This is a genomic window from Natrinema sp. LJW11, assembly GCF_056135975.1.
The window spans coordinates 756,279-780,694 of the sequence record NZ_JBWBDM010000002.1 but is presented as its reverse complement, the minus strand read 5'-3'; the positions used below and the strand labels follow the sequence as shown (position 1 = coordinate 780,694).

Annotated in this window: 26 protein-coding genes; 10 read left to right on the top strand and 16 right to left on the bottom strand. The window is 65.7% G+C overall.

Annotated features, from left to right (window positions below):
* Window positions 1–95: 95 nt before the first annotated feature.
* The 4 genes from AC0QDI_RS08470 (at window position 96) to AC0QDI_RS08455 (ending at window position 2,011) form a co-directional block, all read left to right on the top strand.
* The gene (locus AC0QDI_RS08470; RefSeq protein WP_474667128.1) at window positions 96–326 is read left to right on the top strand and encodes an Lrp/AsnC ligand binding domain-containing protein; all 231 of its coding nucleotides are present in this window, start codon (window positions 96–98) and stop codon (window positions 324–326) included.
* A gap of 222 nt (window positions 327–548) precedes the next feature.
* The gene (locus tag AC0QDI_RS08465) at window positions 549–1,301 is read left to right on the top strand and encodes a potassium channel family protein (RefSeq protein ID WP_474667126.1); all 753 of its coding nucleotides are present in this window, start codon (window positions 549–551) and stop codon (window positions 1,299–1,301) included.
* The gene (locus AC0QDI_RS08460; RefSeq protein ID WP_474667124.1) at window positions 1,301–1,531 is read left to right on the top strand and encodes an Lrp/AsnC family transcriptional regulator; all 231 of its coding nucleotides are present in this window, start codon (window positions 1,301–1,303) and stop codon (window positions 1,529–1,531) included. Before AC0QDI_RS08465 ends, AC0QDI_RS08460 begins: the two co-directional genes overlap by 1 nt.
* A gap of 306 nt (window positions 1,532–1,837) precedes the next feature.
* The gene (locus tag AC0QDI_RS08455; protein ID WP_474667123.1) at window positions 1,838–2,011 is read left to right on the top strand and encodes a hypothetical protein; all 174 of its coding nucleotides are present in this window, start codon (window positions 1,838–1,840) and stop codon (window positions 2,009–2,011) included.
* Window positions 2,012–2,072: 61 nt separating this feature from the next.
* On the opposite strand, the gene AC0QDI_RS08450 is transcribed toward AC0QDI_RS08455, so the two are convergent.
* Window positions 2,073–2,603, bottom strand: coding sequence for a DUF5813 family protein (locus AC0QDI_RS08450; protein WP_474667121.1), 531 nt, complete (start codon window positions 2,601–2,603; stop codon window positions 2,073–2,075).
* A gap of 206 nt (window positions 2,604–2,809) precedes the next feature.
* Between AC0QDI_RS08450 and AC0QDI_RS08445 the strand changes: the two genes are divergently transcribed.
* Window positions 2,810–2,995: a hypothetical protein gene (locus AC0QDI_RS08445; RefSeq protein WP_474667119.1), complete on the top strand. Its 186-nt coding sequence runs from the start codon at window positions 2,810–2,812 to the stop codon at window positions 2,993–2,995.
* Here AC0QDI_RS08445 and AC0QDI_RS08440 read toward each other — a convergent pair.
* The 9 genes from AC0QDI_RS08440 to AC0QDI_RS08400 form a co-directional block, all read right to left on the bottom strand.
* The gene (locus AC0QDI_RS08440; RefSeq protein ID WP_474667117.1) at window positions 2,973–3,362 is read right to left on the bottom strand and encodes a DUF7522 family protein; all 390 of its coding nucleotides are present in this window, start codon (window positions 3,360–3,362) and stop codon (window positions 2,973–2,975) included. The genes AC0QDI_RS08445 and AC0QDI_RS08440 overlap by 23 nt on opposite strands.
* A gap of 91 nt (window positions 3,363–3,453) precedes the next feature.
* A complete protein-coding gene (locus AC0QDI_RS08435) occupies window positions 3,454–4,746 on the bottom strand; it encodes an O-acetylhomoserine aminocarboxypropyltransferase/cysteine synthase family protein (RefSeq protein ID WP_474667115.1) in 1,293 nt (430 codons plus the stop codon).
* 123 nt (window positions 4,747–4,869) lie between these two features.
* Window positions 4,870–5,670, bottom strand: a complete 801-nt coding sequence (locus AC0QDI_RS08430) for a hypothetical protein (RefSeq protein WP_474667113.1) — start codon at window positions 5,668–5,670, stop codon at window positions 4,870–4,872.
* A gap of 5 nt (window positions 5,671–5,675) precedes the next feature.
* On the bottom strand, window positions 5,676–8,303 hold the full coding sequence (locus AC0QDI_RS08425; protein ID WP_474667111.1) for an alkaline phosphatase PhoX: 2,628 nt from the start codon (window positions 8,301–8,303) through the stop codon (window positions 5,676–5,678).
* Window positions 8,304–8,585: 282 nt separating this feature from the next.
* A complete protein-coding gene (locus AC0QDI_RS08420) occupies window positions 8,586–9,005 on the bottom strand; it encodes a hypothetical protein (RefSeq protein WP_474667109.1) in 420 nt (139 codons plus the stop codon).
* Window positions 9,006–9,172: 167 nt separating this feature from the next.
* Window positions 9,173–10,909: a histidine kinase N-terminal 7TM domain-containing protein gene (locus tag AC0QDI_RS08415; RefSeq protein WP_474667107.1), complete on the bottom strand. Its 1,737-nt coding sequence runs from the start codon at window positions 10,907–10,909 to the stop codon at window positions 9,173–9,175.
* 105 nt (window positions 10,910–11,014) lie between these two features.
* Complete coding sequence (gene gpmI / locus AC0QDI_RS08410) at window positions 11,015–12,535, bottom strand: 2,3-bisphosphoglycerate-independent phosphoglycerate mutase (protein WP_474667105.1); 1,521 nt, start codon at window positions 12,533–12,535, stop codon at window positions 11,015–11,017.
* 56 nt (window positions 12,536–12,591) lie between these two features.
* Window positions 12,592–14,151 carry an HTTM domain-containing protein gene (locus AC0QDI_RS08405; RefSeq protein WP_474667103.1) on the bottom strand — a complete coding sequence of 520 codons (1,560 nt, stop codon included), beginning with the start codon at window positions 14,149–14,151 and terminating at the stop codon, window positions 12,592–12,594.
* Between the two features lie 138 nt (window positions 14,152–14,289).
* Window positions 14,290–14,568 (bottom strand): hypothetical protein, encoded by a 279-nt coding sequence (locus AC0QDI_RS08400; RefSeq protein ID WP_474667101.1) that lies wholly within the window; start codon window positions 14,566–14,568, stop codon window positions 14,290–14,292.
* A gap of 126 nt (window positions 14,569–14,694) precedes the next feature.
* On the opposite strand from AC0QDI_RS08400, the gene AC0QDI_RS08395 reads away from it, so the two are divergent.
* Entirely contained in the window at window positions 14,695–15,972 is a 1,278-nt protein-coding gene (locus AC0QDI_RS08395; protein ID WP_474667099.1) for a DNA double-strand break repair nuclease NurA, read from the top strand.
* Window positions 15,973–16,042: 70 nt separating this feature from the next.
* Here AC0QDI_RS08395 and AC0QDI_RS08390 read toward each other — a convergent pair whose 3' ends face one another.
* The 4 genes from AC0QDI_RS08390 to AC0QDI_RS08375 all read right to left on the bottom strand — a co-directional run bounded on the left by AC0QDI_RS08390 (window position 16,043) and on the right by AC0QDI_RS08375 (window position 18,203).
* The gene (locus AC0QDI_RS08390) at window positions 16,043–16,582 is read right to left on the bottom strand and encodes a hypothetical protein (RefSeq protein WP_474667097.1); all 540 of its coding nucleotides are present in this window, start codon (window positions 16,580–16,582) and stop codon (window positions 16,043–16,045) included.
* Window positions 16,557–16,814, bottom strand: coding sequence for a DUF1059 domain-containing protein (locus AC0QDI_RS08385; protein WP_474667095.1), 258 nt, complete (start codon window positions 16,812–16,814; stop codon window positions 16,557–16,559). The genes AC0QDI_RS08390 and AC0QDI_RS08385 overlap by 26 nt, the downstream gene beginning before the upstream one ends.
* Window positions 16,815–16,931: 117 nt before the next feature.
* Window positions 16,932–17,741 carry a helix-turn-helix transcriptional regulator gene (locus AC0QDI_RS08380; RefSeq protein WP_474667093.1) on the bottom strand — a complete coding sequence of 270 codons (810 nt, stop codon included), beginning with the start codon at window positions 17,739–17,741 and terminating at the stop codon, window positions 16,932–16,934.
* Window positions 17,742–17,870: 129 nt separating this feature from the next.
* The gene (locus AC0QDI_RS08375; protein WP_474667091.1) at window positions 17,871–18,203 is read right to left on the bottom strand and encodes a DUF7113 family protein; all 333 of its coding nucleotides are present in this window, start codon (window positions 18,201–18,203) and stop codon (window positions 17,871–17,873) included.
* A 254-nt stretch (window positions 18,204–18,457) separates the two neighbouring features.
* On the opposite strand from AC0QDI_RS08375, the gene AC0QDI_RS08370 reads away from it, so the two are divergent.
* The 4 genes from AC0QDI_RS08370 (at window position 18,458) to AC0QDI_RS08355 (ending at window position 22,615) form a co-directional block, all read left to right on the top strand.
* The gene (locus AC0QDI_RS08370; RefSeq protein WP_474667089.1) at window positions 18,458–19,087 is read left to right on the top strand and encodes a DUF7344 domain-containing protein; all 630 of its coding nucleotides are present in this window, start codon (window positions 18,458–18,460) and stop codon (window positions 19,085–19,087) included.
* Between the two features lie 134 nt (window positions 19,088–19,221).
* On the top strand, window positions 19,222–20,016 hold the full coding sequence (locus AC0QDI_RS08365; protein WP_474667087.1) for a cohesin domain-containing protein: 795 nt from the start codon (window positions 19,222–19,224) through the stop codon (window positions 20,014–20,016).
* 56 nt (window positions 20,017–20,072) lie between these two features.
* On the top strand, window positions 20,073–21,974 hold the full coding sequence (locus AC0QDI_RS08360; protein ID WP_474667085.1) for an ATP-binding protein: 1,902 nt from the start codon (window positions 20,073–20,075) through the stop codon (window positions 21,972–21,974).
* 218 nt (window positions 21,975–22,192) lie between these two features.
* On the top strand, window positions 22,193–22,615 hold the full coding sequence (locus tag AC0QDI_RS08355) for a DUF6069 family protein (protein WP_474667083.1): 423 nt from the start codon (window positions 22,193–22,195) through the stop codon (window positions 22,613–22,615).
* Window positions 22,616–22,630: 15 nt separating this feature from the next.
* On the opposite strand, the gene AC0QDI_RS08350 is transcribed toward AC0QDI_RS08355, so the two are convergent.
* A complete protein-coding gene (locus AC0QDI_RS08350) occupies window positions 22,631–23,551 on the bottom strand; it encodes an FRG domain-containing protein (protein ID WP_474667081.1) in 921 nt (306 codons plus the stop codon).
* Window positions 23,552–23,705: 154 nt separating this feature from the next.
* Window positions 23,706–24,320 carry an alpha/beta hydrolase gene (locus tag AC0QDI_RS08345; protein WP_474667079.1) on the bottom strand — a complete coding sequence of 205 codons (615 nt, stop codon included), beginning with the start codon at window positions 24,318–24,320 and terminating at the stop codon, window positions 23,706–23,708.
* Window positions 24,321–24,416 lie beyond the last annotated feature (96 nt).

The window sequence follows — 24,416 nt, the reverse complement described above, 5'->3', positions numbered from 1 at the left end:
TCATCGATCCGTTCACCGTTTCACTGCGGCATTCCCGTCGGAGACGGCGGCTTCGGGCAAAGGCTTTAGTCGTGCCAGAGTGTACCACACCGCCGATGGTCCACGCGTACATCATGGTGAAGACCGCCGCCGGAAAATCCGAGGGCCTGCTCGCGGAGATCGGCGATCTGGAGTCGGTCACCGACGCCCACATCGTCGCGGGCAACTACGACATCATCGCGGAGGTCGACGCGTCCGAAGTCTACGACGTGCTTCAGGCCGTCTCCTCGAACATGCAGGGACTGGACGGCGTCACCGAGACGAAGACGTACATCGCGATGGGCTAGCGCTACCGGATCAGTCGCGCGTTCTCCCGCGACCTCCGTGGCCGCCGTCGTTTCGCGCGTCCTCGCGGGCCGGTGGGGCCGCCGGCCGACCGTCGTGGGAACGTTTCTCTCTGCCTTCACCCTCGAGTCATCGCCGATCTCGCGCGTCGGTCGCTCCCGGTCGAACGAACACCGTGCTAGTCGGGGGCAAACTTATTCACCGGGGCGAGCGTACCCCCGTCCATGCGGTTCGTCATTATCGGGGCCGGACGAGTCGGGCTGCGGACGGCGCGCGTCCTGCGCGACGAGGACCACGAGGTAACGGTGGTCGAACGCGACGAGCCGACGCTCAGGCGCGCCCGCGATCAAGGGTTTCCCACCGTCGAGGGCGACGGCTCTCGCGAGGACGTCCTCGAGGAGGCCGGTATCGCGGCGGCCGACGCCGTCGGCGCGCTGACCGGCGACCTCAACGTCAACTTCACCGCCTGCATGATCGCGAACCACTACGACTGTCGAACCGTCATGCGGATCGACGAGGCCTACCGCGAGGGGATCTACCGCAAGTACGCCGATCAGGTCGACGAGGTCATCTACCCCGAAGGGCTGGGCGCGATCGGCGCGAAAAACGCCCTGCTCGGCGGGACGATCCGCGCCATCGCCGACATCGCGCCCCACCTGCAGGTCGTCGAACTCACGATCACCGACGCGGCCCCCGTCAACGGCTACACGATCAGCGAACTGCAACTGCCCGCGGACGCGACCGTCCTCGCCTTCGGCAAGCGCGACCGGGCTCTCGGGATCCCCGACGAGGATCTCTCGCTCGAGGACGGCGACCGACTCGTCGTCCTCGCGGACTTCGACGTCCTGAGCGAGGTCCGCCAGCTTCTGGTCGGCGAGACGCCGAACCGGGCGGCCGCCAACGCCGGCGGGGGCTCGAGTTCGGCGGCGACGAAACTGCAGCGCGGCACGGATCCGGATTCGGGAGGTGTCAACTGATGGTTACAGCGTTCGTCATGATCAAAGCGAACACGGGCGAGGCGGATCGGCTCAAAGACAGCATCGAATCGATCGACGGCGTTCGATCGGTCCACATCGTCGCCGGCGACGTCGACCTCATCGCGAAAGCGGAGGTCGAATCGCCGGCCGCGGTCAAGGAGATCGCGGCGACCCGCATTCAGGCCATCGCGGGAGTCGAAGACACGCAGACGTACATCGCGATGGACTAGAGCCCAGCTTTTACGCTGCGGTCTGCCGCACTGACGGCAGCATAGCTGCCGTACAGTGCGGCGTCCCTCGGTAAAAGCTGGACCAAAAGCACTCCTCCTTCCCCTTCACTTCGTTACGGGTCAGTCGTCGGCCCGCTCGTTTCACTCGCTCGCGGTCGTTCGTGTAACAGCCTGCCCTCCCCCGGGTCGCGCGGCTCTCGCATTTGCTCGAGCCGCGCTCCCGGCCACCGCAATCGCTTGTCCATTCCCGTGTGTGGCGGCAGCACAGCAAAGGGGCTTATCACCCAAGCAGGGTATCGAATCAATATGGTAGCGAAGAAATACAAGGCGATCATCGGGATCGCGATGGTCCTCCTGGGACTCGTTCAGGCGAGCTCCTACGCCGTGCAAAGCGACTTGGTATTCGCGATCTTCGGACTTCTCTACTCCTGTCTCGGAATCGGGTATCTCTGGGCCGAGGTCTATACCCCAGATCAGTGATTGCAGAACGGCCGATCGGGCGGATACGATCCCATCTCCAGTGAAGCGGACGGTACCGCAATTACAGTGGCATGCCGCCACTGTTCCCGTCTCCGTCCGCGGCCTGCTGGCCCCTGCTCTGGGCGTTCTCGAGCAGCGTCGCCGCCTCGCCGCGATAGTCGTAGCCGGGGATGATCCCCTGGGCGAAAGTGCCTTCGACGAACTCGATCAGGGCCTTGGCGTCGTCGGCGCCCTCGCCGGCGTCCCACGCGGTGTACTCGAGGTGAACCCGAACCTCGTCGGCGTCGCGTTCGACGACGGGTTCCTCGTGCGTGCTCGTGCGGGCGACCGTGAAGACGTCCTCGAGGCGGCGCTCGAGGGTCTCAAACCAGCCGTTTTCGACGGGATTCGCGACGACCTCGTCGGCGACGGCGGCGTCGAGCGTGGGGAGGACGACGGTAACCAGAAAGCGGCCGTCGCGCTCTCCTTCGGCGTCGTCGGCGGTAACAGTCGTTTCGAAGACGGTCGTCGTGAGGTCGTAGCCGTCGTCGGTTCGGGCGAAGGCGTCGTGGGACTCGAGTTCCCGTTCGACGGGGGTCGGAAGAGCAGTCATTGTCCATCACACGGGCGTGACGGAAAAGGATGTTACGTTGTGGTGACCGCCCTGGGCGGGACGCCGGCCGAACGAGAAGTCACCGTGGTAGCGCCCGGCGTCGGCGGCTCCGGGGGGAGTCCCCGAAACCGTTTCACGGGGAAGTAATCCGTTGTTATCGAAAATGAACTGCATTACTACAGGGGAAACCAGATACTATCCGGGGTATGAGTTTGGACGAATACGCGGCAGAACGTCGTCGCTTCGCTCACCTCCTCGGAACGAACGACGACTACGGCTCCGGCCTACCGATCGGCGGTCCAGACCCCGACGAACCCGAGGCGGACGACGATGACGACCGCGATCTCGAACGCTCGAGCGACGACGCAGTTACGAAATCTCGCGCTCGTTGAGGAAGGAATCGAGCGCCGTCGCGACCTCTTCGAAGTCCTTGACCGTCAGTCCGTCGGTGGTGACGAAGACGCCCTCGCTGTCGTTCGTCACGCGGATCAGAAAGCCGTTCTCGAACACGCGGATCGTGTAGTCGTACGCACCGAGTTCCGAGTTTTCGTAGGCGGTCTGGGCGGTCTTGAAGCCGCGCCACTCGTGGCCGATGAACGTCGAGAGGTCGGCGTCGCGCTCGAGGTCCTCGCGGAGGTAAACCTGCTCGTAGTCGTCGCGCGTGAAGTAGGTGACCGAACGGAGGCTGTCGCCGATGGCCGTTCGACAGGTCGCGACGATCTGCTCCGACGCCTCTGACGTGAGTATTCCGGTCGGCATAGCTGACCAGTCTATCCCCGCGACCTTAACGACGAGGGATAGTCACGACGAGGTGAAACCGCCGGCGGCGACGGCCGGAGCCGGCTCCGTTCTACACCTGTTCGATCGCCCGATCGAGGTCCGCGATCACGTCGTCGACGTCCTCGATCCCGACCGAGAGGCGCACGAGGTCGTCGGTGACGCCGCCGGCGAGCTTCTCCTCCTCGGTGAGTTGCTGATGGGTCGTGCTCGCGGGGTGGATGATCAGCGATTTCGCGTCGCCCACGTTCGCCAGCATGCTCGTGAGTTCGACCTCGTTGCAGACCGTTTCCGCGGCGTCGTAGCCGCCCTCGAGTCCGAACGTGATCATGCCGCCGTAGCCGCCCTCGAGGTACTCGCTGGCTTCCTCGTGGGTCTCGTGGCTCTCGAGGCCGGGGTAGTTGACCCAGTCGACCGCCGAGTGTTCCTCGAGGTACTCCGCGACGGCCATCGCGTTGTCGCAGTGCTTTTCCATCCGCAGGGGCAGCGACTCGAGTTTCTGTAGGGTCGTCCAGGCGTCGAAGGGCGACTGCTGGTTCCCCAGATCGCGCAGTCCGCGGGTGCGGGCGACGACCGAGAAGGCCATGTCGCCGAACGTCTCGCGGAAGTTGACGCCGTGGTAGGCCGGGTTCGGCTCGGTAATTTCCGGATAATCTCCGTCCTCCCAGGGGAACGAGCCGCCGTCGACGAGGATCCCGCCGACGGTCGAACCCGCGCCGTGGATCCACTTGGTCGTCGAGTTCCAGACCAGGTCCGCGCCGTGCTCGAGCGGCCGGCAGAGATACGGCGTCGCGAACGTGTTGTCGACGAACAGCGGCACGTCGTGCTCGTGGGCGATATCGGCGATGCGCTCGATATCCGGCGTGACGAGCGCGGGGTTGCCGATCGTCTCGAGGTGGACGAACGCGGTGTCGTCGTCGATGGCCTCCGCGTAGGCGTCGTAGTCGAGCGTGTCGACGAACTTCGTCTCGATCCCGCGCTTCGCGACGGTGTGGGTGAGGTAGGTGTAGGTCCCGCCGTACAGCGCCGACGAGGAGACGATGTTGTCGCCGACCTCCGCGAGGATGAAGGTCGCGAGGTCGAACGCGGCCATCCCCGACGAGGTGGCGAGCGCGCCGACGCCGCCCTCGAGCGTCGCGATGCGCTCTTCGAGCATCGCGTTCGTCGGGTTCATGATCCGCGAGTAGATGTTGCCCATCTCCTCGAGGCCGAACAGCGCGGCGGCGTGGTCCGTGTCGTCGAAGACGTAGGACGTGGTCTGGTAGATCGGCGGTGCGCGGGCACCCGTGGCCGAGTCCGGTTCCTGGCCGGCGTGGACGCTGTTCGTTGCGAAGCGGTGCGTGTCCGAGTCGGAATCGTCGCTCATACCGGGTATTGAAACCGGTATACGGTAAAGTTACTGGACGAACTCGTTCGGCGTCCCGAACGTCGTCCAGCGAGCGAACCGAACGAGGGAGAGCAACGAGACCGCGCGAGCGGGGCAGGGGCGTCAGCGAGACCGCGCGATCAGGGCGGCCGCGAGGACGGCCATCGCACCGATCGCCGATCCGGCGGCGAAGCCGGGAACGGGTTCCGACGAATCCGAGCTATCGGAGCCGGAGCCATCGGATGCAGTCTCGTTCGCCGATTCGTTCCCCTCCTCCTGCGACGACGCGGCGGTCGGTCCGTCCTCGCCGACGGTGAGCGCCCCCGACTCGAGCGCCGGCTCGATGCGATCGCCGTCGTCGGCGTCGACCTGAGACTCGGTCACTCGCAGCGTCGTCGAACCGGTCGCAGTCTCGGTGGCGTTCACCTCGACGGTCGCGAGGGTGACGTCGGTCGCGCCCGGCGTCACGTCGTCGGTGAGGTCCGCGGCCTCGACGGTCACCGATCGGCCGTCGGCGCTCGTGATCGGCTCCGTCGTCAGCCCGTACGCGTCGGGATAGCTGGCGTTCGAGACCGTCGCGGCGTCGCCGGACAGCTCGAGCGTGACCTCGAAGCCGGCGAGGCCGTCGGGCGCGTCGGTAAGCGCGATCCGGTGCGTCGCGGTGGTCCCGGGCTCGACGGCTGAATCGGTGACGACGAGCGTGCTCTCGGCCGCCGCCGTCGCTGTGGTATCCACATTCGAGACGGACGGCGAACCCTCGCTCGCGGCCGCGATCGGAGCCGGAAGGATCGTCAGACAGACAACGACCCCGATGAAGAGGGGCGCTACTGTCCGTTGCCGCCATTTCGACCACTCGACCGAAGCCGACTCGTCAGTTCGGTCCCGCCGTGCGATCGTGGCCGAATCGTCGTCCGGTCGTTCCATCCGCCTCACAGCTCGTCGTACAGTTCGTCGATGTCGTCGTAGTCGATGCGGCCGTTCTCGTTGAAGTCGTAGGCGTCGGCGTTGAGCGTCACCGAGTCGTCCTCGATGTGACCGAACAGCGAGACGACGTCGTTGTAGTCGAGTCGACCGTTGCCGTTGACGTCCTCGAATCGGCCGTCGCCGTCCGGATCGCTCGGTGCCCTGCCGGAGCCACCCGGGCCGCCGATCGGTGGCGGCCCGGTAACTACCACGCCCGGGCGGCGCTGGGGCTCGATAGCGGTGCCGTCGTCGTCGTCCAGCGCTTGCACGTCGACCGAGATATCCGTCGTCCCGGTCCCGACGCCCTCGAGTTCGACGCTCGCCAGCGTCACGTCCATCGCGCCGGGCTCGATCTCGCCGTCGAGATCGGCGAACTTGAACGCGACCGTCGACCCGTCGTCGCCGATCGTCGGGCCGGCGGTGAGTTCGAGCGCGTCGTGGTACGTTGCACCCGTGATTTCGGCGACGTCGATGTGCTCGAGGGAGACGGTGACGCGACCGCCGGCGAGGCCGTCCGGAACCGACGAGAGCGTCAGATCGACGGTTCCCGTCTCCCCCTGACCGACGGCGACGGAGTCGACGTGCAGCGACGTCGGCGGCTCGTAGACCCACAGCGCGTCGTTGGGGTACGAGCGGCCGAAGCTCCCCTTGTCCTCACAGAGGAGGACGCGGCCGTCGTCCATCACCATGACGTTGTCGACGTTGATGAGCGAGACGTCTTTCAGGGATTCGGGGTCGCTACCGTTCGGACCGACGACGACGGGCTCGAGCCGGGAGACGTCGTATCCCGCCTCGAGCTCGGCGCGATAGAGGACGCCGCTCTCGACCTCGTCGAACCGGAGTTCACCCTGCTCGTCGGTCATGTAGCCGCCGAGCGAGGAAATCCCGAAGTAGATGAAGTCGCCGGGCTCGGCCTCGTCGTGGGAGTCGATCCCTTCGGCCTTGTTGAACTCGATGCTCGCGCCGATCTCCTTGGCGGCCGCGCGGGTCTCGAGGAAGGGGACGCGGCGAAGGTCGTCGTCGACGCCGTCGGGACCGCGTTCCTCGTACTGGGCGGCCCACTCGACGATCTCCTCGTCGGTGATGTAGTCCCGGTTGCCGTTGATCGCGACTGCTTCGTCGGCTTCCGCGAGTGCGGTCTCGAGATCGTCTTCCCAGTCGGTTTCGGCGTGGGTCTCGAGGTAATCGGCCTGCGTGATATCGTCGTAGTCGGCGATCCAGGACTCGACCTCGGCGTTGCTCGCGGTGCCGAGTTCGAGCCACTCGACCTCGAGATCCGTCTCGGCGACCGGTCCCTCGCCGATCTCGCTCGCCTTCATGGCGTACAGCGTGCCGCGGACGTCCATCCGGCTGTCGTACTCGGGGATCGGCTCGTCCGCGACGAACTTGTAGATTCCCTTCGCGCCGCCGTCGGAGGCGAGGTAGACGGTCCGCTCGTCGGCTAAGACCTCGGGACACTCCCAGGCTGCCCGACCGAAGACGTGGTGTTTGACCGGCGTCGGCTCCTCGGCGGTCGGGTCGGCGATCTCGACGATCTTGCCGTAGCGATAGCGGTTGGGGAACTCGTCGTCGATGGGCGTTCGCGTGTTTTCCCCTTCCGTCCGGTCGACGGGCTCGGCGCCGAGATAGTAGGCGAGCTTCTCGACGCCGCTGTTCGCCCAGAGGCCCATTGGCGACCAGGCGTCGCCGCCGAAGATGTCCTCGAGGGCGTCCCCGACCTCGGAGATGTTGGGACGGTTGTAGAACTCGCTGCCCCCGCGCAGGCCGACGCCGTTGCCCTGCTCGACGATGTCGCTGACCGTCGCGAGCCCGTTGACGCGCGGATGGCCGTAGTCCTCTTCCGCGGAGAGTGGCGTCTCCCACGGACTCAGATCGCCGTAGCAGTTGATCTTCGTGCCGCCGATGTCGCGGAACGCCGCCTGGTTCTCGATCTCGGCCGCGTTCTCGAGGTCGGCGTCCCAGCTGCCGTCCGTCCGGCTGATCGGCGTTCGCGTGATGGCACCGGGCGTGGTTTCGTTGTTCGTGTAGAGGTAGCCCTCGGTGCCGTCCTCGGTCGTCGAGACGAAGAAGTTCATGTCGGGGTTGTGACCGACCCCCTCGTAGCTCTCGCCGACGACGTCGGCGATATCCGTTCCGTCGGGCGTCTCGGGATGACCCCACTTCTCGGTGCCGCCGTTGATCGGGTCTCCCTCCTGGACGAGGTACGCGTACTCGCCGCCCGCCGAGAGCACCTGCCCCTGTTCGCTCTCGGTGCGCGGCGGCTCGAGTTCTGCGAAGTCGTCGTTACTCCCGTTGAAGGTGAACTGGAACCCCTCGAAGACGCCGACTCCGGCCCGATCGAACGGTTCCGGGTTGTCACGACTCGGATGCTGAACGCTGTAGAGGAGTTCGCCCGTCTCGAAGACGAACGGGCCCGTGACCTCCGCGCCTCGAGCCGTCGTCGAGAACCGCTCGATCGTCCCCTCGACGTACGGTGCGTCCAGCGTCTCGTGCTCGGTGGGTCCGTCCTGTGCGCCGGCGACGCCGACCGCTCCGGTGCTGATGGCCGCCGCGACTGACGATGCCATCAGGTTCCGCCTGGTAAATTCGACCATGCAAGCGGAGCAACCCCTGAGTAAGTAATGAGATTTTATAATATAAGCACGTAGGACGGTATAGAATATGCCGGTATACTGCTGAGACTATAGCCGTCCGATCGCTCTAATGACTACCGTTCGATATATAGTAACGGGGAAGCCGTCGTTCGGACGGCGCTTCCGAGAGCGTCCGCACCGGTGGTGGCTCGCTCCAACGACCGATCGATCGGTGACTCGATCGGCTCGAGTGCGATAGTGGAACGAAAAAGGAGTCGTTCGTGACGACGGACCGTCGCGGGTCTACTCGAGGCCTCGTTCGGCAGCCTCGGACCGAATCTCGGCTGCGCGCTCGCGGACCCACGAGAGGTAGCGCTCGATCTCGGTCGGCGTGGCACCGTAAAACGAGGCGACCCAGTTGACGTCCGACCAGGGGCACGTGACGAGATACGCGGCGAGCGTGTCTTTACCGGCCTGGACGACTTCCGGCGGGACGCCGCGGGTACCCGTGTTCTCCTCGACGAAGCCGTTGACGTCGAAGTAGACGTCGGCGTAGAGGCGGGCCGTCTCGAGGTCGTCGAACGCGACTTCGGTGTGTTCGGGCGCCTCGAATCGGTACCGCGGCCCGCCGTCGGCCGTCTCGGACTCGACGATTCGAACGCCGAGAACGTACGCGTCGACGACTGACTCGTCCGCGTCGGTGGTGGAAGTACTCCGGGACATCTGAAGCGGTTCGGAGGGAACAACTCCGCTCCGAATAGTGAACTTTCGTATGTGTAGTATATATCTCTCGAGACCCGTCCGGTCCGGTACCGATCTCCACGCTCGGCCAGCGACGACCGTGGGCGGGTCAGGCGGATCGAGTACGAACCCGACGCCGCACCGCCGGATCAGATGGATGGGTCGTCCGACACTACCGCCTCGGATCGATCGGCCGCTTCCGCCGACTTTCTTTCCGTGGCCCCCGGGAGGCCGACGACGACGGTCGTCCCGTCTTCGTCCGTCTCGAAGGTGAGCTCCCCGCCAAGGGCAGTGGTGGTCCAGGAGACGATCCACAGTCCGAGCCCGCTACCGTGTTCCAGCGACGTCTCTTCGCCCCGCTCGAGGACGGCGAGTTCGTGGTCGGGGATTCCAGGTCCATTGTCGCTAACGGTGAAAACGGCCGTTCGATCCGGCCCGACCTCGTCGAACGCGACCCGAACGCGGGGGTCCGTCGCGTCGCTGTGATCGAGTCCGTTCTCGATGAGGTTCGCGAACGCGAGGACGAACAGGTCCTCGTTCGCCCGTATCGCGAGGTCATCGGGGACGTCGATCTCGACGCGTCCCTCTCGCTCACCCTCGAGGTCGGTCGCGATCGATTCGAGTAGGTCGCGGACTGACAGCGACGGTGGCGAGTGGCCCGTCGTCTCGATCGCCCGTTCGAAGCTGCGGGCCTTCTCGCTCGTTTCGATCACGCCGTCGACGGTGGTTCGAGCCGTTTCGAGCATGGCCGCGAGTTCGTCGTCGTCGGTCCGGTCGGCGACGATGCCGACGTAGCCCCGGACGGCCGTCAGGTCGTTTCGGAGGTTGTGACGCAACACGCGGGTCAGAATCTCGAGACGCTGTTCGCGCCGCCGCTGGTCGGTGATATCCTGCAGGATGACGGAGTGGCCCACGACCCGTTCCGACTCGTCTCGGAGCGGGGACGTCGAGACCGCGAGCTCCCGTCGGTCGCCGCGATCGGCGTGCGTGCGGACGGTCGTCTCCTCGTCGACCGTCAAGCCGGTCGCGGACTCGAGCGCCTCGCCGAGGACGGCGGGTTCCGCCACGTCGAACAGGGCCTCGGCCGCCGGGTTACAGTCGACGATCCGCTCGTCCGGATCGACGACGAGAAACGGGTTCTCGAGGTCTTCGACGGCCGACTGGTCCGCCGTGCGCCGGACCGACGGGCTGTACGTAAACATGCTGCCGCCGACGAACGCGTAGGCGTCGAGGAGCACGTGCGGGAGGAACAAGACGGCGGAAAGGTTGAGCTGGGGAACGGGGCCGAGTTCGAAGAGCCAGATGAGCAAGGCAACGCCCGGCGGCAGCGTGCTGAGACCGACGGCGAGGGCCTCGCGTCGGTAGAGCGGGCCGTAGCTGACGACCGTATCGAACAGGAGCATGGTCCCCGACGCCGCGAAGACCGTCCCGACCATAATCGCGAAGAACGCCCACGCGTTGGGTTCGTACGTGACCGTCGCCGCACCGAAGACCGGATCGATCCGAAACCCGCTCCAGACGAGTTCGTGCAGCGGGTTCGTGACGACCAGCCCCGTCGTCAGCGCCGGGACGAGCACCAGCAGGCCGAACCACCGGCTTCTGACGAGGCTCCCGCGACCGGTGTACTCGAGGCCGAAGGCCAGAAACGGCACGCCGGTCCAGACGATCCCGATCCACGTCAGGACCTCGAAGACCCAGCGGAGCGTTGGGTCGAAGACGAACAGTCCGATCCCGTAGGCGAAACACCACAGCGCCTGCGCGACGAGCGCCAGCAGAAACCAGTTCGCCCCGGGTTTCCCGCGGTGTTCGCGGAGATACCAGAGCAACAGTAGGGTTCCGATTCCCGACAGGAGAGAGCCGGCTGCCGGCCACGGAACCGTCCACATCTACTCGAGAATACGGGTACAGCGCCTTCGGTGTTTCGGCCAGTCGGTTCCGCGAGCCCTGGTCGGTTCGCGTCGAACCGAAAGCGATCGATGCGACCGCTCCCCTCACTCGAGTAGCGACTCGCCGGTCATCTCGGGGGGCTGGTCGAGGTCGATCACCTCGAGCATCGTCGGCGCGACGTCGGCGAGGGTGCCACCCTCGCGGACCGTCCGTCCCCCTGCAGTGCCGTCAGGTGCGACGTAAACGAACGGAACGAGGTTGTACGTGTGTGCGGTGTGGGGATCCTCCTCGGTCCCCATATCGTCGGCGTTGCCGTGATCGGCGGTGATGAGGACGTGTGCGCCGCTCTCCTCGAGCGCCTCCACCAGGCGACCCAGTTGCGCGTCGACGGCTTCGACGGCCTCGATCGCGGCCTCGTAGTCGCCGGTGTGGCCGACCATGTCCGGATTGGCGTAGTTGAGGACGAGCACGTCGGGGTCGTCCGACTCGATAGTCTCAACGGCGGTGTCCGTCACCTCGGGCGCGCTCATCTCCGGCTGCAGGTCGTAGGTCGGCACGTCGGGACTCTCGACGATCTTCCGGATTTCGCCGTCGAACTCGACCTCGCGGCCGCCGTTGAGGAAGTAGGTGACGTGGGCGTACTTCTCGGATTCGGCGATCCGAAGCTGGGTTCGGCCCGCGTCGGCCAGCACTTCGCCCAGCACCTGTTCGGGCCGGTTCGGCGGGTAGGCCACGGGGAGGTCGAAGGTCTCGTCGTACTGGGTTAGCATGACGACTTCCGCGTCCGGCGGATTCGTCTCGAGTTCGTCGGTCCAGTCTCCGGGTCGAATGTCGGCCAGCATCCGCGTCAACTGTCGTGCCCGATCGGAGCGAAAGTTGAACCAGACGACCGAATCGCCGTCCTCGAGCGCGGGCTGTCCGTCCACTACCGTCGGCTCGACGAACTCGTCGGTCTGGCCGCGATCGTACGATTCCTCGACGGCGTCGACGGCCGACTCGGCGGTCCACTCGGCCTCGCGAGACACGATGGCGTCGCAGGCTCGCTTCGTCCGCTCCCAGTTCTGGTCGCGATCCATCGCGTAGTACCGGCCCGAGACCGTCGCGACGTCACCGGTGCCGTGTTCCGCAACGACGTTCTCGAGCGTCTCGAGGTGCTCGCGACCGCCGGTCGGCGAGGTGTCCCGGCCGTCGGTGATTGCGTGGGTAACGGCCTCGACGTCGCGGTCGGCCGCCAGTTCGATCAGCGCGTGGAGGTGTTCCTGATCGGAGTGGACGCCGCCGTCGCTGACGAGTCCGACGAAGTGGACGCGCCCGTCGTTCTCGCGGGCCCGATCGAACGCCCCGTTGATCGCGTCGTTCTCCCGGAAGGAGCCGTCGGCGATCGAATCCGAAATGCGAGTGTACTCCTGATAGACGACGCGTCCGGCACCGATGTTGAGGTGGCCGACTTCGCTGTTGCCCATCTGGCCCTCGGGCAGGCCGACGCGTCGGCCCGCGACCTCGAGCCGGCCGGACGCGCCCGATTCCGACAGTCGATCGAAGACCGGCGTCTCGGCCGCGGCGACCGCGTCTCTGCCGCCGGTACCGAGCCCCCAGCCGTCGAGGACGATCAGCGCAGCTTCCATGGCTGTTCGGATTCCGGCGCGGCCTAACTAGCTGTCGTTGTCGGCCGAAATGGGGGTTAGTCGCGCTGGATAAACTCGCCCGAACAGTCGTACTCGAGCAGTTCGTACTTCGCGATGTCCGGCTCTTCGGACGGGCCGGCTCGGTCGGTCATGCCGTAGACGGTCAGCCGTTCGACGCCGGTCTCGTGGGTGGCGTTCCAGCGCCCGCACAGGTGGTTGGCGAAGTACGAGCGGTGGTTCTCGTTGCTGGTGTAGCGCATCGTCGCGATATACTTGCGCCACCGCGAGGTCTCGTAGGTCTCGTCGACCGACGGCGGTCTGTCCCAGTCGACGGCCGATCCGTGGAGGACGTCGGTTTCCGTCCCGTCCTCGAGTTCGCCCGGCACGACGAGCCACCGGGCGTTGGAGATCGGGTTCGGGGCGAACATCCGCCAGCTCTGCTCGGCGTGGGTCGTCTCGAGGACCTGTTCGGCGGGGTCAGGGACCTCGGTATAGTCGACCGCCTGCGCGTTGGCGAGGACGACGAGGACGAGGAAGAACCACGGCACGACCGTCGAGAACAGGACCCGACCGCGAGACGTGATCGCCCCGGGTGAGGGGGAGGGTACGGCCTTTCGAACCGACGGGAGCAGCGGGAGCGAGAACTGCGGAACATCCCGCTGGAGCCGGATCAGGCCGCCGTGGAGTCGCGGCGCGATCCCGATTCGAGTCGCGAGCGCGGTCAGGTCGTCCCAGACGGCGGACGGATAGAACAGGAGGAGTCCGGCGACGGAGATCAGGGGGAAGAGACCGACCTGGATCGTGACGAACATGCCGAGGTGCATCCCGACGAAGAGCGTGGCGAACACCGCCCGCCGGTAGCCGAGCAGGACGATGAGCAAGGGCGAGAGCACGATGAGCACCATCCAGAGGTGGGTGAACGCCCGCAACAGCGGCGCCTGATCCGCGATGGCGTTGCCGAGCAAGATCGTGAACTGATCGGCCTGAAAGATTTCGACGACCGCGTTTCCCGACGTCCACGCGTCGCTTCTGCTCTTGTGGATGGCGTTGGTCACGTACATGAGCAACACCTGCGTGAGGACGGCCATCGTTCCGACGGACGACACCGTCACTCGGTCCCGTTCGATCCGGCGGGCGTCGATCGACCACCGTTCTCCGAGCGGCAGGAAAATCCCCCAGAGGAGAAGCATTCGCAGCATGATGTCGCCGCCGTTGAGGATCATCGGATTCCGGACGTGCAGCGAGATCAACAGGAGCCACGAGACAATCGTCGCGAGCCTGGTCCGATAGCCGACGAGCACGGCGAGCGCGAACGCGCCCGCGATCAAAAACAGGAGGATCTGTGCCCACGCCTCGCCGGAGATCGCGTGAAGCGAGTAGACCGACGAGTAATCGGAGAACAGCGCCTCTCGAGGAAGGACGCCGTCGTCGGTATAAAACGCCGTGAGGCTCCGCGAGCGCAACAACAGATCGGCGATCAGCAGCGCGCCGACGGCGATACGGAACGCTGCCAGCGCTCGGAGATCGACCTCGAACCGCCGTTCGATCGCTCCCGCGACTCGATCCAGCGCATTCGTCGCCCGATTCCGCGCGTTCGTGGAGGGAGCCTGAGACATCGTCGACTTCGAACCGTTCGCTCTCGGGTCTCGTATCGACCGGCATAAGTTTGTTGTAAACTGAAAGTTCTATTCTCGCGGCCGTTACGCTCGCCGCCGTCGATCGGAGACCGAAAACAGTCCGGCCGTCGTGTTCCGTCAGTGCGACGACCGGGTCGCGTCCTCGTCGTGTTCGAACGTCGCACCGCAGTCGCCACAGGTCGTTCCGTTTCCGGGCTTTACTCGCTGTGCGAACACGCCGCCGCACTCGTCACAGATCATGAACAGGCGGTGTTCCGGCGCGACGCCGGCTTCGAAGTCGGCGCGGATCCAGGCGTCGCGATTTCCCTCCTCGTAGAGGGTGACGCCGGAACTGTCCTGTCGCCAGTTGGTCGCGCGATCGTCGCAGGTGAGGGCTGCCGGTTCTCGCTCGGACATCGAGATAGTACCGGACTCGACGCGCCCATACATACGCTTTCTGATAGTAATTTACTCGGTCTCGAGTTCCCGTTCGCTCGAGTTGCGACCACTGGCTTTTTGCGGGTCGGGTGGGAGCCCCCTGTCATGACGCTCGATCCGGTCCACTTCGACGGCATCGCGCGGCTCGCAGGGCGGATCGATCACGGGACCGACGAGCGCGACCGCCGCGCCTTCGCCGAGACCGTCTGGGCGGAGTTCCTCGACCCGCTCGTGTACGACGGACGGACGGTCCTCGAGCCGGTCGACGAGCGGGCGCGACGGGTCGTCGACTGCGAGGCGGTCGCACTGCGCGACCGCGAGTTCCCGACCGAACACGGCCTCGACGCCGGAACGATCAACCCGACGACGTTCAAGAACGGGCTCGTCATCGACATCGCGCAGGCGGCGATGAGTACGACCCCGAGCGACCTCGACCTCCACCGGTCGCGAACGACCGTGATGACGGTCCACTCGAACGACGAGACGATGAGAGTCGACGAGGCGTGGGGGAAATTCGACGAGGGTTACAGCCGGAGTCGCGCGGTGAAGATCCCGCCACTCCCCCGGTTCGCCGAAGGAGTCGTCCACGCGCTGGCGCTGTACCTCGCCGAGAGCACCCACGCTCTCGATCACGCCGAAACGGTCACGGACCTGCTCGTCCTCGACGGCCCGCTGTACCCGCGGGGCCTGCTGCGCTGGGCCGATCAGCACCCCGACCTCGCCGATTTTCTGCTCGACGATCCGCGACCGACGACGGTCCTCGAGAACTACGTCCGGCTGGTCGAGACGTTCGTCGACAGGGGTGTTCCGCTCGTCGGCTTCGTCAAGAACCCCGCGACGCGCGTTCTCACGCGGACCCTGAAGTCAAAACGCGACGTCGATCTCAGCGTCCCGTGGAGCGACGACTCGGCGCTGTTCACTCGCCTGCTCGAGCGCGGCGAGTACGTCGACGACGTCGAGGGGGATCGCTGGGAGCGGGACACCTCGGCGCTCACCTACACGAACTGGTTCCGGTCGCGCGGCGGCGTCGATTTCCCCCTCTCGGCCGAGGGCGACGCGCTCGGCGTCGAGCGGCGCCTCGAGCGCGAGGCCTACGAGGTCACCTTCTTCGTCGTCTACGATCCGCGCGACGATCTCTGCTATCGGATCGAGGCACCCTACGCGTTCACGAGGGATCCGGAGACGCGCGAGCGGCTGACGATGCAGCTGTTACAGAACGTCGCCGTCGCCCACGGGCCGCCGACGATCGTCGCGAAAGCCGACGAACTCGCCCGAATCAGCAACGCGGAGAAGGCGTCGCTCCGCGAGACGCTCGAGGAGCGCTTCGACGCGGCGCAGGACCGGACCTACGACGACCATCGGTGGGACGAACAGCCCTACTGAACGACGCGGGTTCTGCTATCGGCGTTCAGTTCGACTCGACCGATCGAGTACCGAAAAAGCGGACGGGCCACTAGACCTCGGCATTCCCGTCGGTTTCCGCCGTCCGGGGCCCGGATCGGACTCCCCGGAAGGCGAGTGCGGCTCCCGCCACGAACACGATCGTCGCGAGGTAGATCGGCCCGAGGTGCGTCACCCAGTCGTGAGCGAAGAGATCGGCGTAGTGCATCGGGAGCGCGAGGGCCAGCCCGATCACGGCGGCGACGATCGCCGTCGCCCACGCCCACAGTTGCCCGCTTCGGACGCCGTACCACGCGAGCGCCGCGATGGCGATCCCGGTGGCGATGATAAACGCCGCGGTCGCGACGTGAAGGTGGTTGATGTAGTGCATGATCGCGGGATCGATCGCGTCGAGCTCCGCCGGCGTAACGCCGTTTAACGTCGCGACGCCGAGTTCGAACCCGGTGCCGAAGAACGTCCTGGCGAGGAAGACGACCCCGTACCCGACGAACGCGACGCCCGCGAGCGCCATCATGAGGGACCCGATCCGTAGCCCTCGTCCGGGCACGTAGTCGGTCCCGTGTCGCTCAGTCGTTGTTCGTTTCAGACTCATTCGTGTCCCCCGTCTCGAGTCCGATCGCGACCTCGTTCACGTGTCGGTCGTCGATCTCCTCGAGCGAGTACGTTTTCCCGTGCTGTTCTTTCACGTGCTCTCGCGTGATTTCGAGCAAGCGTTCCCTGTCGTCCGCCTCGGTACGCATGCGGAAGACACAGCCCGAAACCGCCGTGTCACACGCTACTTCTAGTGCTGTCGTCTCGTCTTCCGTTTGCAGATCGTTTGCCATAGTCTCGTTTCGCCTCCCGGCGAGAGAGACTACGACGCGGAGGGTCGTGTAGGCATCCGATGGGTTTTGCGCAGCCGGTGACTGCCGCGCGGACGCTGCCCGGCGGTCACCGACCGGTCACTCCGCGGTCGGTTCGGGAACGAGCGGCCGAGAGTCGCGCCGGTAGGACTCGTACGTCGATTCCGCCCATTCGCGGGTTTCCGGTGCGTCGGTATCGATCAACGCTCGAACCGTCCCGCTGTCGGGACTGTGGCCGCTGATCCCGATTCGGTGATCGAAGAGAGCGATTCCGTACGGCGGCACGTCGTCGTGGAGTCGGACCGAGAGATTCCCGCTCTCGCGGGGCCCGGAGCAGTGCTCCGGGTAGGTCGAGAGGATGTGCCTGGCGGCGCGCGGCGGATCGATGATCTCCGTTTCCATCCCGTCGACGATTCGCCGAGCGAGTTCGTCCTTACACGGCTCGAGCAAACCCAGGTCGAACCCGACGAACCGAAACCGGTCCGTCTCCCGGAGCAGCGACACGAATCGATTCACCGGGCGGTACGGATCGTCGGTCCGGGCGGCCGTCACGACCGCATCGGATCCCATCTCGATCGAGAACCCGCTCGCCTCGACCGGCAGCCACTGCCAGACGTCGCGGAGCTTCCGCTCGGTCTCGAGCCGGTCGATCAGTTCCCGCATTCCCGACGCGACGAACTCGCCGAGCTGCGTCGCCTCGTACTGGTGTTCCTCTCTCTTGATCCAGCGTCGGTCTTCGAACTCGCGTAGCGTTCGCCCGATCGTGGACCGCGAGACCCCGGTCAGCTCCCGGAGGTCGGTCCGGCTCTGCGGACGCGTGGCCAGTGCGTCGAGTGCGGCGACGCGGTGGTCCGAGCGCGCGAGGAACTCGATATCGTCGAGCGGCGAGGGTTCGCCTCTGCTAATCATGGTATTCGTACGCACGCGAGTGGCATAGCTATGGGCCTCGATACGGCGACGGATGACATCGCGCTGAAACGCCAGGAATCGCTCGATGTCACCGCTCCAGAAGACGAAAACCGGACTCCACGGGCCGTATTAGCCGTCGTTTTTCTCGACCTCGAGGGTGACGTCGTCGGGGTCGATTCCGATCCGGGCGAACTGCGTTCGGACGTGTTCCTTGGCACCTTCGACGGCGCGTTCGCGGGTGTCGAAGCCGCGGGGCATGGGTGACTCGAAGGCGAGATTCACCTCTCGGCCGTCGACCAGCTGGGTCGACCCTCCGCTGTCGACCTCGTAGAACTCGTCACAGACCCAGACGTAAGCGGCGTCTTCGTCGGGTGCGCCGCGGAACGAGGGAGCTCGTTCGCCTCGTTCGTACAGCGTGCCAGTGAGCCCCGTCCCGCCGGCACGACCGCGTACCAGAAGCATACGATATCGTACGCCTCGCGGATGCAAAAACACCGTGCTATCCACCGCACGATGAGAATTATTCGGACCGTATCTTCATTCCTGAACGAAACGCCCATCATGGAATCACGTTTCCGTAACCAACGGAAATTGCTCTATCTGCCGTTGACGGCCAGTTCACCGGGTTACCCAGTTGTTAAGCGAGTAACAACCGATTTCACGGCCCAAATCGTTTTGGAAATGTCCTTATCCCCGTTGCAGAGGATGTATGGATAATGAGTTCGGACGTACACCTCGGCGGCGACGATATGCCCGGTCCACTCTCCGACGTTCCGACGGAATGTTACGAGATTCTTCGTCACCCCCGCCGACTCCGCATCCTCGAGGCCCTCGGGACCCGGAGAGCGCGGCTTTCCCTGCCGGAACTGACGACGGAACTGATCGACCGAACGGAACCCCCTCGTTCGAACGGACGGGCGCGACACGACGTTCGCATCAGCCTCGTCCACAATCACCTGCCGCGACTCGCGGACTACGGGATCGTCGACTGGGACGACGACGGCGTCGCGCTCGTGGACGACTCGCCGGTTCACCCCGCGGACCTCTCCGTCCTCCTCGAGCTGTGCGAGGCGGACCGCGCCGAGAGACTGCTCGAAACGATCGTCCACCCGGTCCGAATGCGTCTGCTGGCCGTCCTCGAAGACGACGACCGCCCGCTCTCGCTCGAGCAGCTCGCGGCTCGTCTCAGCGCGCACGACGGGGGGCCGTTTTCCGATTCCGATCGGGCGGCGGTCGCGTTGCACCACTCTCACCTCCCCGCGCTGTCGGACGTCGGCGTCGTCACCTACGAGTACGAGTCGAAGCTGGTCACGCGGTCCGACGACGTCGTCTCGATCGTTCAGTAGCCGTCGACCGTTCGGGAATCTCGACCGTCCGATCTTCTCCCTCTTTGCCTCGAACCGCCAGTCTGTACGCCGCTCGGGGTTCGGTCGCCAGAACGGTACAGTGTTCCCGTTCCCCCGCGTAAGACCGATGCGAAATGCCTCCCGAACGCGAAGACGGTGACCGCGATCGCCCGACGAGCGTCGCTCGAATCGCCGTCAGTATCGGTCTCGCCGTCCTGCTCGGTCTCTCGATGACGGGCGCCGCGGGAACGGTCGCCGCGATCGATCAGGTTGCGATCCTCTCGCCCGAGCACCGGACGGTCGAGGCCGCACCCGGCGAGACGACCGAGATCGACGTCATCCTCCGGAGTCAGGGCGGCCACGGTGGCGAGGGCGTTTCGGGAGTGGCGCTGGTCGCTCAGTACCATCCCGACTACGTCGAGCTCACCGACGTCGAACGGGGCCCGTGGCTCGAGGGCGACGGGACCGAAATCCGGACGACGGAACGGATCGCTCCCGAGCGGGGGACGGCGGTCCTCGAGCAGCGCCGCGAACCGGCCGCGGGCGGGACGACCGGAGCGGGGACGATCGCGACCCTGACCATCCGGGTCGCCGACGACGCACCCGCCGGCGAGACGCCGATATCCTTCGACGGGACCGACGTGACTGTCACCGGCGACTGGCCGCTCGCCGTCGTCGACGAATCTGTGACCGTCGCGATCGACGGCGGCGACGAACCGCTCGGGACGTTCGACCACCCCGATCCCGACGAACTGAATCTCGAATCCGAGGGGGAGCGGAGCGGGAACGACTCGAGCGACGCTAACGGAGGGGCGGCCGATAGCGGGGGCGACCTGCCGGTTCCCGGCTTTACGATCGGAATCACGGTGGTGGCAGTTGTGCTCGCGGCGTTCCGGTTGACTGCCGCTCGTGACGGTCCGCCCAGATAAACACTCCGTCCAGCTGGAGGGAAACGCGTTTTAGGGATGGGCCGGATGGGGTTGGTATGAGCGATCTGGGAGATTTCGGCGATTTTACTTCCGACGCCGATACCGAAGACGGCGTCTCGGCCGACGCGGGCGGCTCGTCGCCGTCGTCCTCGGGTGAGGAGGAACCGGCACCCTCGGGGCCGACGGCTGACGGAACGAGCGCCGAGTTCGAACCGACGACCGTCGAACCGAGCGGCGACGACGTCGGCATCGGGGCGATCTGCGTCTCCCAGGGACTACGTATCGACGAGGACGGCGAGGAGACGACGTTACGGGCCTACGTTACCCGCGGCAACCGCTCGTCGATTCGGATCGGAAGCTACCTCCTCGCACCGTACCCGGGCGGGGCGGCTGCCGCCGCCGGTCAGGAGCGTGCCAGCGGGCACGCGAACGGCGAGACGCTGTTCTGTCGCGTTACGGGGCTGGAGTACGCCCAGCAGTACCACGCCGACGACGCGACGGAGATCCACGCCCGACGGGCGATGCGGACCGACGAAATCGACGAATCGGATTACAAGTTCGTCGCGAGCCTCGAGCCCGTCGCCATCCTCTACGACGATGACGGGGAGCTCAAACGTCGGATGACCGACCGCGTCCCGAAACCCCAGACGGTGATCCGGCAGGCCGACGACACCGAGGAGATCAAGACCGGGCTGAAGATGCCCGACGACGGCGTCTTCCTGGGCCACCTCTCGGTCGGCGGCGAGAAGGTGCGGACCGCGGCCACCCCGCCGACCATCGATTATCGGCTGAAAGACGACTACGACGCGGGCGATCCGCTCGTCTTCCGGCACTCGCTGATCGCCGGCGGGACGGGATCGGGGAAGACCCACGGCGCGAAGAACATTCTCCGCCAGTACCTCGACGACGACCGGACCTATCCGATGGACGACGGCCGCGAGGTCAGCCCCGCCGTCGTCCAGTTCGATCCGCAAGACGAGTACGCCCAGATGCACGACGACAACCCGGAACTGGACGACGAGTTCGCGCGCCGCCTCGAGCGCGAGGACATCGCCTACGGCGGCCACGACGACACGACCGCCTTCGTTCCGAAGGTCGGCTCGGCGTCGTACGCCGCGGGCCACCACCGCGCCCAGCAGGTCGAGTTCACGATTCCGTTCGCGATGGTCCACGACAACCCGTGGCTGGTCGCGGGCAGCGGACTGAACGACAACCAGTACGGCGCGCTGGTCAGCGTGCTCCTGCCGCGATTCCGGAAACAGTACGGCAACGGTGGCACGTACGAGGAGTTTACGACGTTCCTCGACGACCCCGCGCTACGCGAGGAGCTCGACGAGTCCGGCCGGGTCCACGAAGCGACCTTCGACGCGGTCCGGCGGCGCGTGCTCGGCTTCGGCCACGTCTTCGATCAGGACGCCCGGCCGATCACCGACCTCGTCCACGAGTTCGTCCGCCCCGGCGGACTCACCGTGGTCCCGACCTACCACATCAACGACACTCGAGCGACGGAGGCCATCGTCCTCGCGGTCTCCTCGCTCATCATCGACCAGAAGCTCTCGAACGACCCGGACTACGACCGGATCAAGGAGACGCCGCTCGTCCTCGGGATGGACGAGGCCCACAACTTCCTGACCGACGCCGACTCCGTGCAGGCGGGGAAGGTCATCAACAAGTTCACCGAGGCCGCCAAACAGGGCCGGAAAGAGCGCCTCGGCCTCTTTCTCATCACGCAGGACCCGCAGGACATCCACGACGCCGTGTTCAAACAGATCAACACCACCGTCGTGTTGAATCTCGGCGACAAGGAGGCGATCAAGAGCGTGAACATTCCCAGCAACCTCGAGTCCAAAGTCCCCTACATGGAGAAGGGCCAGATGGTCGTCTACTCGCCCGATAATTCGGAACCGGTCGAACTGATCGGGCTGCCGAAGTGTCTGACCCGGCACGGCCGAGACTGATATTCTCGAGGCTGTCGAGGTGGTTTTCCGGACGAACGCTTTCCAAACAGCTGTTCACAACGACTATTCGTTGACAACCCGGTTTCTGCCCGATACGAGACGTGTCCTCGGAGTCGCGAGTATATCGTGTGTCTCTCGTGGCCCCTTCCGTTTCACTGGTCGGTCAATATATGAACACTGTCAGAATGCTTTTCGTCAGCTGAATTGTATACGCGGGTATGGATACGGAAACGAACGTCTCGTCAGCGTCCAGAACGACCTCCTACAGGGATATCGCGCTATCTGGGGTGATAGCGCTCGTCCTGTCGCTGCTCATCAACTGGCTCATCGTGTTCGGGGCGAACACCGGCGACGTTGCCCCGGAGCTGATGGCGCTGAATTACGGCCCCGTCTCGCTGTTCACTACCCTCGGCGTCGTCGGTGCGACCGTGACCTACGGTGTCCTCACGCGAATCGCCGCCGACCCCGATCGACTGTTCGCAGCCGTCGCGGCGATCGTCCTCCTCCTCTCGTTGATTCCTGATTTTACTGTCATCCCCAACGAGCCCGGCGGCAGCCTCGTCGCCGGTGCGATCCTCGGCGCGATGCACGTCGCGACGGCAGTCGTTTGCGTGGGAGCGTTGACCGACCTCCGGAGCTGACGCGACGCTCGCCGGTCACTCGCTCGAGTCACTCCCCGACTGCGGCTGATAGTATTGCTTGAGCCAGGTCGCCAGCCCCTCGAGACCGGGGAACAGCGTCCGGTGGTTGACGTTCAACTGATCGAGCTTGTCCCGGAACTCGAGTTTCCGATCGCCCGGGATGACGATCTTCCGATAGCAGTCGGGGCGATCCTCGAGCCACCGATCGAGGACGAGCCGCGGATCCGACTGGAAGGAGAAGACGGCCGACTGGTCGACGATGCGGTCGTCGATCGCGGGCGGTCGGAAGAACACGACGTACTCCCCGTCGGGTTCGCCGGCGTCGGGTGCCCACAGCTCCTGCCACAGTTCGTGTATCCGAGAGACGTCGTCGAGATCGCGTGCCGGCGCGGGTCCGTCGCCATCGGCACGGTCCTCGCGCGTCTCGTACTCGCGGATCGCGTTCGAGAGGAGGTGCGTGTCGAGCATGTTCGTCTCCGTCATCTCGAGGACGGACTGGTAGTAGTCGGGCAGGTCTGCGTGGAGCTTCCGGTAGTCGACGGCCCAGATCGCGCCGTCGTGGTCGGTGTCGCCGGTGCGGGTCGCGAAGTACGCCGCGACGAGCGGCGAGAACGACCAGTCGAGCAGCCGGGTCGGCAGTCCGTAGTGCTGGGCGATCGCCAGCAGGTGCCAGACGGATCGGGGCTCTTCCATCTCGCTCGCCGCGTACTGGGCGAAGTTGCGGAGCAACAACGGCTCGAGGGGCCACTTCCCGGAGTCCCCGACGAACCGGGTGATCGAGGTCTCGAGGCTGAACGACTCGTCCGGGACGCCCCGAAAGACGTAGGGAGAACGGTGCCGACCGATGTCGGCCGTCCACATCTCCCGGGTGATCAGTTCCTGGAGCTCAGTCCACGTATCGGCCCGCTGGACCGGGTCGGAACGGTCTGCGGTCATCACTGCACGCGGCTGTGTCGGCCGCGGTCGAGCATCGATTCCACAGTGAGCGGCCTACTCGCGGCGCGGGGAAAACGATTACTCGGGTTCGACGGTGACTGACTGACCGTCGAGAATTTCTCCATTTCAACCCGGTCGTCGCGCCGTCGCGCCATCACGCCGACTCGAGCAGCACCCGCTCGAAGAACTCGCTGACGCTGCTCGCGATCTCGTCAGCCTTGCCGAGAAAGAAGTGATCGGACCCCAGCGCAGTAGTCTCGTCACCGCGATCCCGAGCCCGCTCGACGATCGGTTCCCAGTCGACGGTCGCGTCCCGCTCGCCGTAGAGCACGTGAACGGGCACCTCGAGGGCGGAAAGCGCCGCGAGCGCGTCGAGGTCCGCACCCAGTTGCACCGTCGGTGCGAGGACGGCGACGGCGTCGGGATCGGCGTCGGCCGACGCGAGCAGGGCGAGCGTTGCGCCGAAGCTGTAGCCGAAGACGCCGATCGGGAGCGTCTCGTCGTCGGCCCACTCGCGGGCCCAGCGGACGGCGTTGCGAACGTCCGCTCGCTCGCCGCGCCCCTCGTCCCACGCGCCGTAATCGAAACGCAGGCAGGCGATTCCGGCATCGGCCAGCGCGTCGCTGACCGCGACCAGCCGCGGATCGCTGCGCGAACCGCCCTGCTGTGGATGTGGCGGACAGGCGACGACGATCGCCCGCGGCTCGTCGGTCGGTTCCGAGAGGGTCCCCCGAGCGTCCCGGCCGCCGGGGAGCAAGACAGCGGTCATACGTCACGGCTCGGAGCGCTCGGTATTCAAACCCCCGCGTCGCGACGGCCGGATTCGATAGTGGGTATTTCTGAAGTGACATTTTTAAGGCCAGGG

What these genes read in the sequence shown, in the direction of transcription:
- AC0QDI_RS08470 (WP_474667128.1), top strand. Translation starts at nt 96, where the DNA reads ATGGTCCACGCGTACATCATGGTGAAGACCGCCGCCGGAAAATCCGAG.
- AC0QDI_RS08465 (WP_474667126.1), top strand. Translation starts at nt 549, where the DNA reads ATGCGGTTCGTCATTATCGGGGCCGGACGAGTCGGGCTGCGGACGGCG.
- AC0QDI_RS08460 (WP_474667124.1), top strand. Translation starts at nt 1,301, where the DNA reads ATGGTTACAGCGTTCGTCATGATCAAAGCGAACACGGGCGAGGCGGAT.
- AC0QDI_RS08455 (WP_474667123.1), top strand. Translation starts at nt 1,838, where the DNA reads ATGGTAGCGAAGAAATACAAGGCGATCATCGGGATCGCGATGGTCCTC.
- AC0QDI_RS08450 (WP_474667121.1), bottom strand. Translation starts at nt 2,603, where the DNA reads ATGACTGCTCTTCCGACCCCCGTCGAACGGGAACTCGAGTCCCACGAC.
- AC0QDI_RS08445 (WP_474667119.1), top strand. Translation starts at nt 2,810, where the DNA reads ATGAGTTTGGACGAATACGCGGCAGAACGTCGTCGCTTCGCTCACCTC.
- AC0QDI_RS08440 (WP_474667117.1), bottom strand. Translation starts at nt 3,362, where the DNA reads ATGCCGACCGGAATACTCACGTCAGAGGCGTCGGAGCAGATCGTCGCG.
- AC0QDI_RS08435 (WP_474667115.1), bottom strand. Translation starts at nt 4,746, where the DNA reads ATGAGCGACGATTCCGACTCGGACACGCACCGCTTCGCAACGAACAGC.
- AC0QDI_RS08430 (WP_474667113.1), bottom strand. Translation starts at nt 5,670, where the DNA reads ATGGAACGACCGGACGACGATTCGGCCACGATCGCACGGCGGGACCGA.
- AC0QDI_RS08425 (WP_474667111.1), bottom strand. Translation starts at nt 8,303, where the DNA reads ATGGTCGAATTTACCAGGCGGAACCTGATGGCATCGTCAGTCGCGGCG.
- AC0QDI_RS08420 (WP_474667109.1), bottom strand. Translation starts at nt 9,005, where the DNA reads ATGTCCCGGAGTACTTCCACCACCGACGCGGACGAGTCAGTCGTCGAC.
- AC0QDI_RS08415 (WP_474667107.1), bottom strand. Translation starts at nt 10,909, where the DNA reads ATGTGGACGGTTCCGTGGCCGGCAGCCGGCTCTCTCCTGTCGGGAATC.
- gpmI (WP_474667105.1), bottom strand. Translation starts at nt 12,535, where the DNA reads ATGGAAGCTGCGCTGATCGTCCTCGACGGCTGGGGGCTCGGTACCGGC.
- AC0QDI_RS08405 (WP_474667103.1), bottom strand. Translation starts at nt 14,151, where the DNA reads ATGTCTCAGGCTCCCTCCACGAACGCGCGGAATCGGGCGACGAATGCG.
- AC0QDI_RS08400 (WP_474667101.1), bottom strand. Translation starts at nt 14,568, where the DNA reads ATGTCCGAGCGAGAACCGGCAGCCCTCACCTGCGACGATCGCGCGACC.
- AC0QDI_RS08395 (WP_474667099.1), top strand. Translation starts at nt 14,695, where the DNA reads ATGACGCTCGATCCGGTCCACTTCGACGGCATCGCGCGGCTCGCAGGG.
- AC0QDI_RS08390 (WP_474667097.1), bottom strand. Translation starts at nt 16,582, where the DNA reads ATGAGTCTGAAACGAACAACGACTGAGCGACACGGGACCGACTACGTG.
- AC0QDI_RS08385 (WP_474667095.1), bottom strand. Translation starts at nt 16,814, where the DNA reads ATGGCAAACGATCTGCAAACGGAAGACGAGACGACAGCACTAGAAGTA.
- AC0QDI_RS08380 (WP_474667093.1), bottom strand. Translation starts at nt 17,741, where the DNA reads ATGATTAGCAGAGGCGAACCCTCGCCGCTCGACGATATCGAGTTCCTC.
- AC0QDI_RS08375 (WP_474667091.1), bottom strand. Translation starts at nt 18,203, where the DNA reads ATGCTTCTGGTACGCGGTCGTGCCGGCGGGACGGGGCTCACTGGCACG.
- AC0QDI_RS08370 (WP_474667089.1), top strand. Translation starts at nt 18,458, where the DNA reads ATGAGTTCGGACGTACACCTCGGCGGCGACGATATGCCCGGTCCACTC.
- AC0QDI_RS08365 (WP_474667087.1), top strand. Translation starts at nt 19,222, where the DNA reads ATGCCTCCCGAACGCGAAGACGGTGACCGCGATCGCCCGACGAGCGTC.
- AC0QDI_RS08360 (WP_474667085.1), top strand. Translation starts at nt 20,073, where the DNA reads ATGAGCGATCTGGGAGATTTCGGCGATTTTACTTCCGACGCCGATACC.
- AC0QDI_RS08355 (WP_474667083.1), top strand. Translation starts at nt 22,193, where the DNA reads ATGGATACGGAAACGAACGTCTCGTCAGCGTCCAGAACGACCTCCTAC.
- AC0QDI_RS08350 (WP_474667081.1), bottom strand. Translation starts at nt 23,551, where the DNA reads ATGACCGCAGACCGTTCCGACCCGGTCCAGCGGGCCGATACGTGGACT.
- AC0QDI_RS08345 (WP_474667079.1), bottom strand. Translation starts at nt 24,320, where the DNA reads ATGACCGCTGTCTTGCTCCCCGGCGGCCGGGACGCTCGGGGGACCCTC.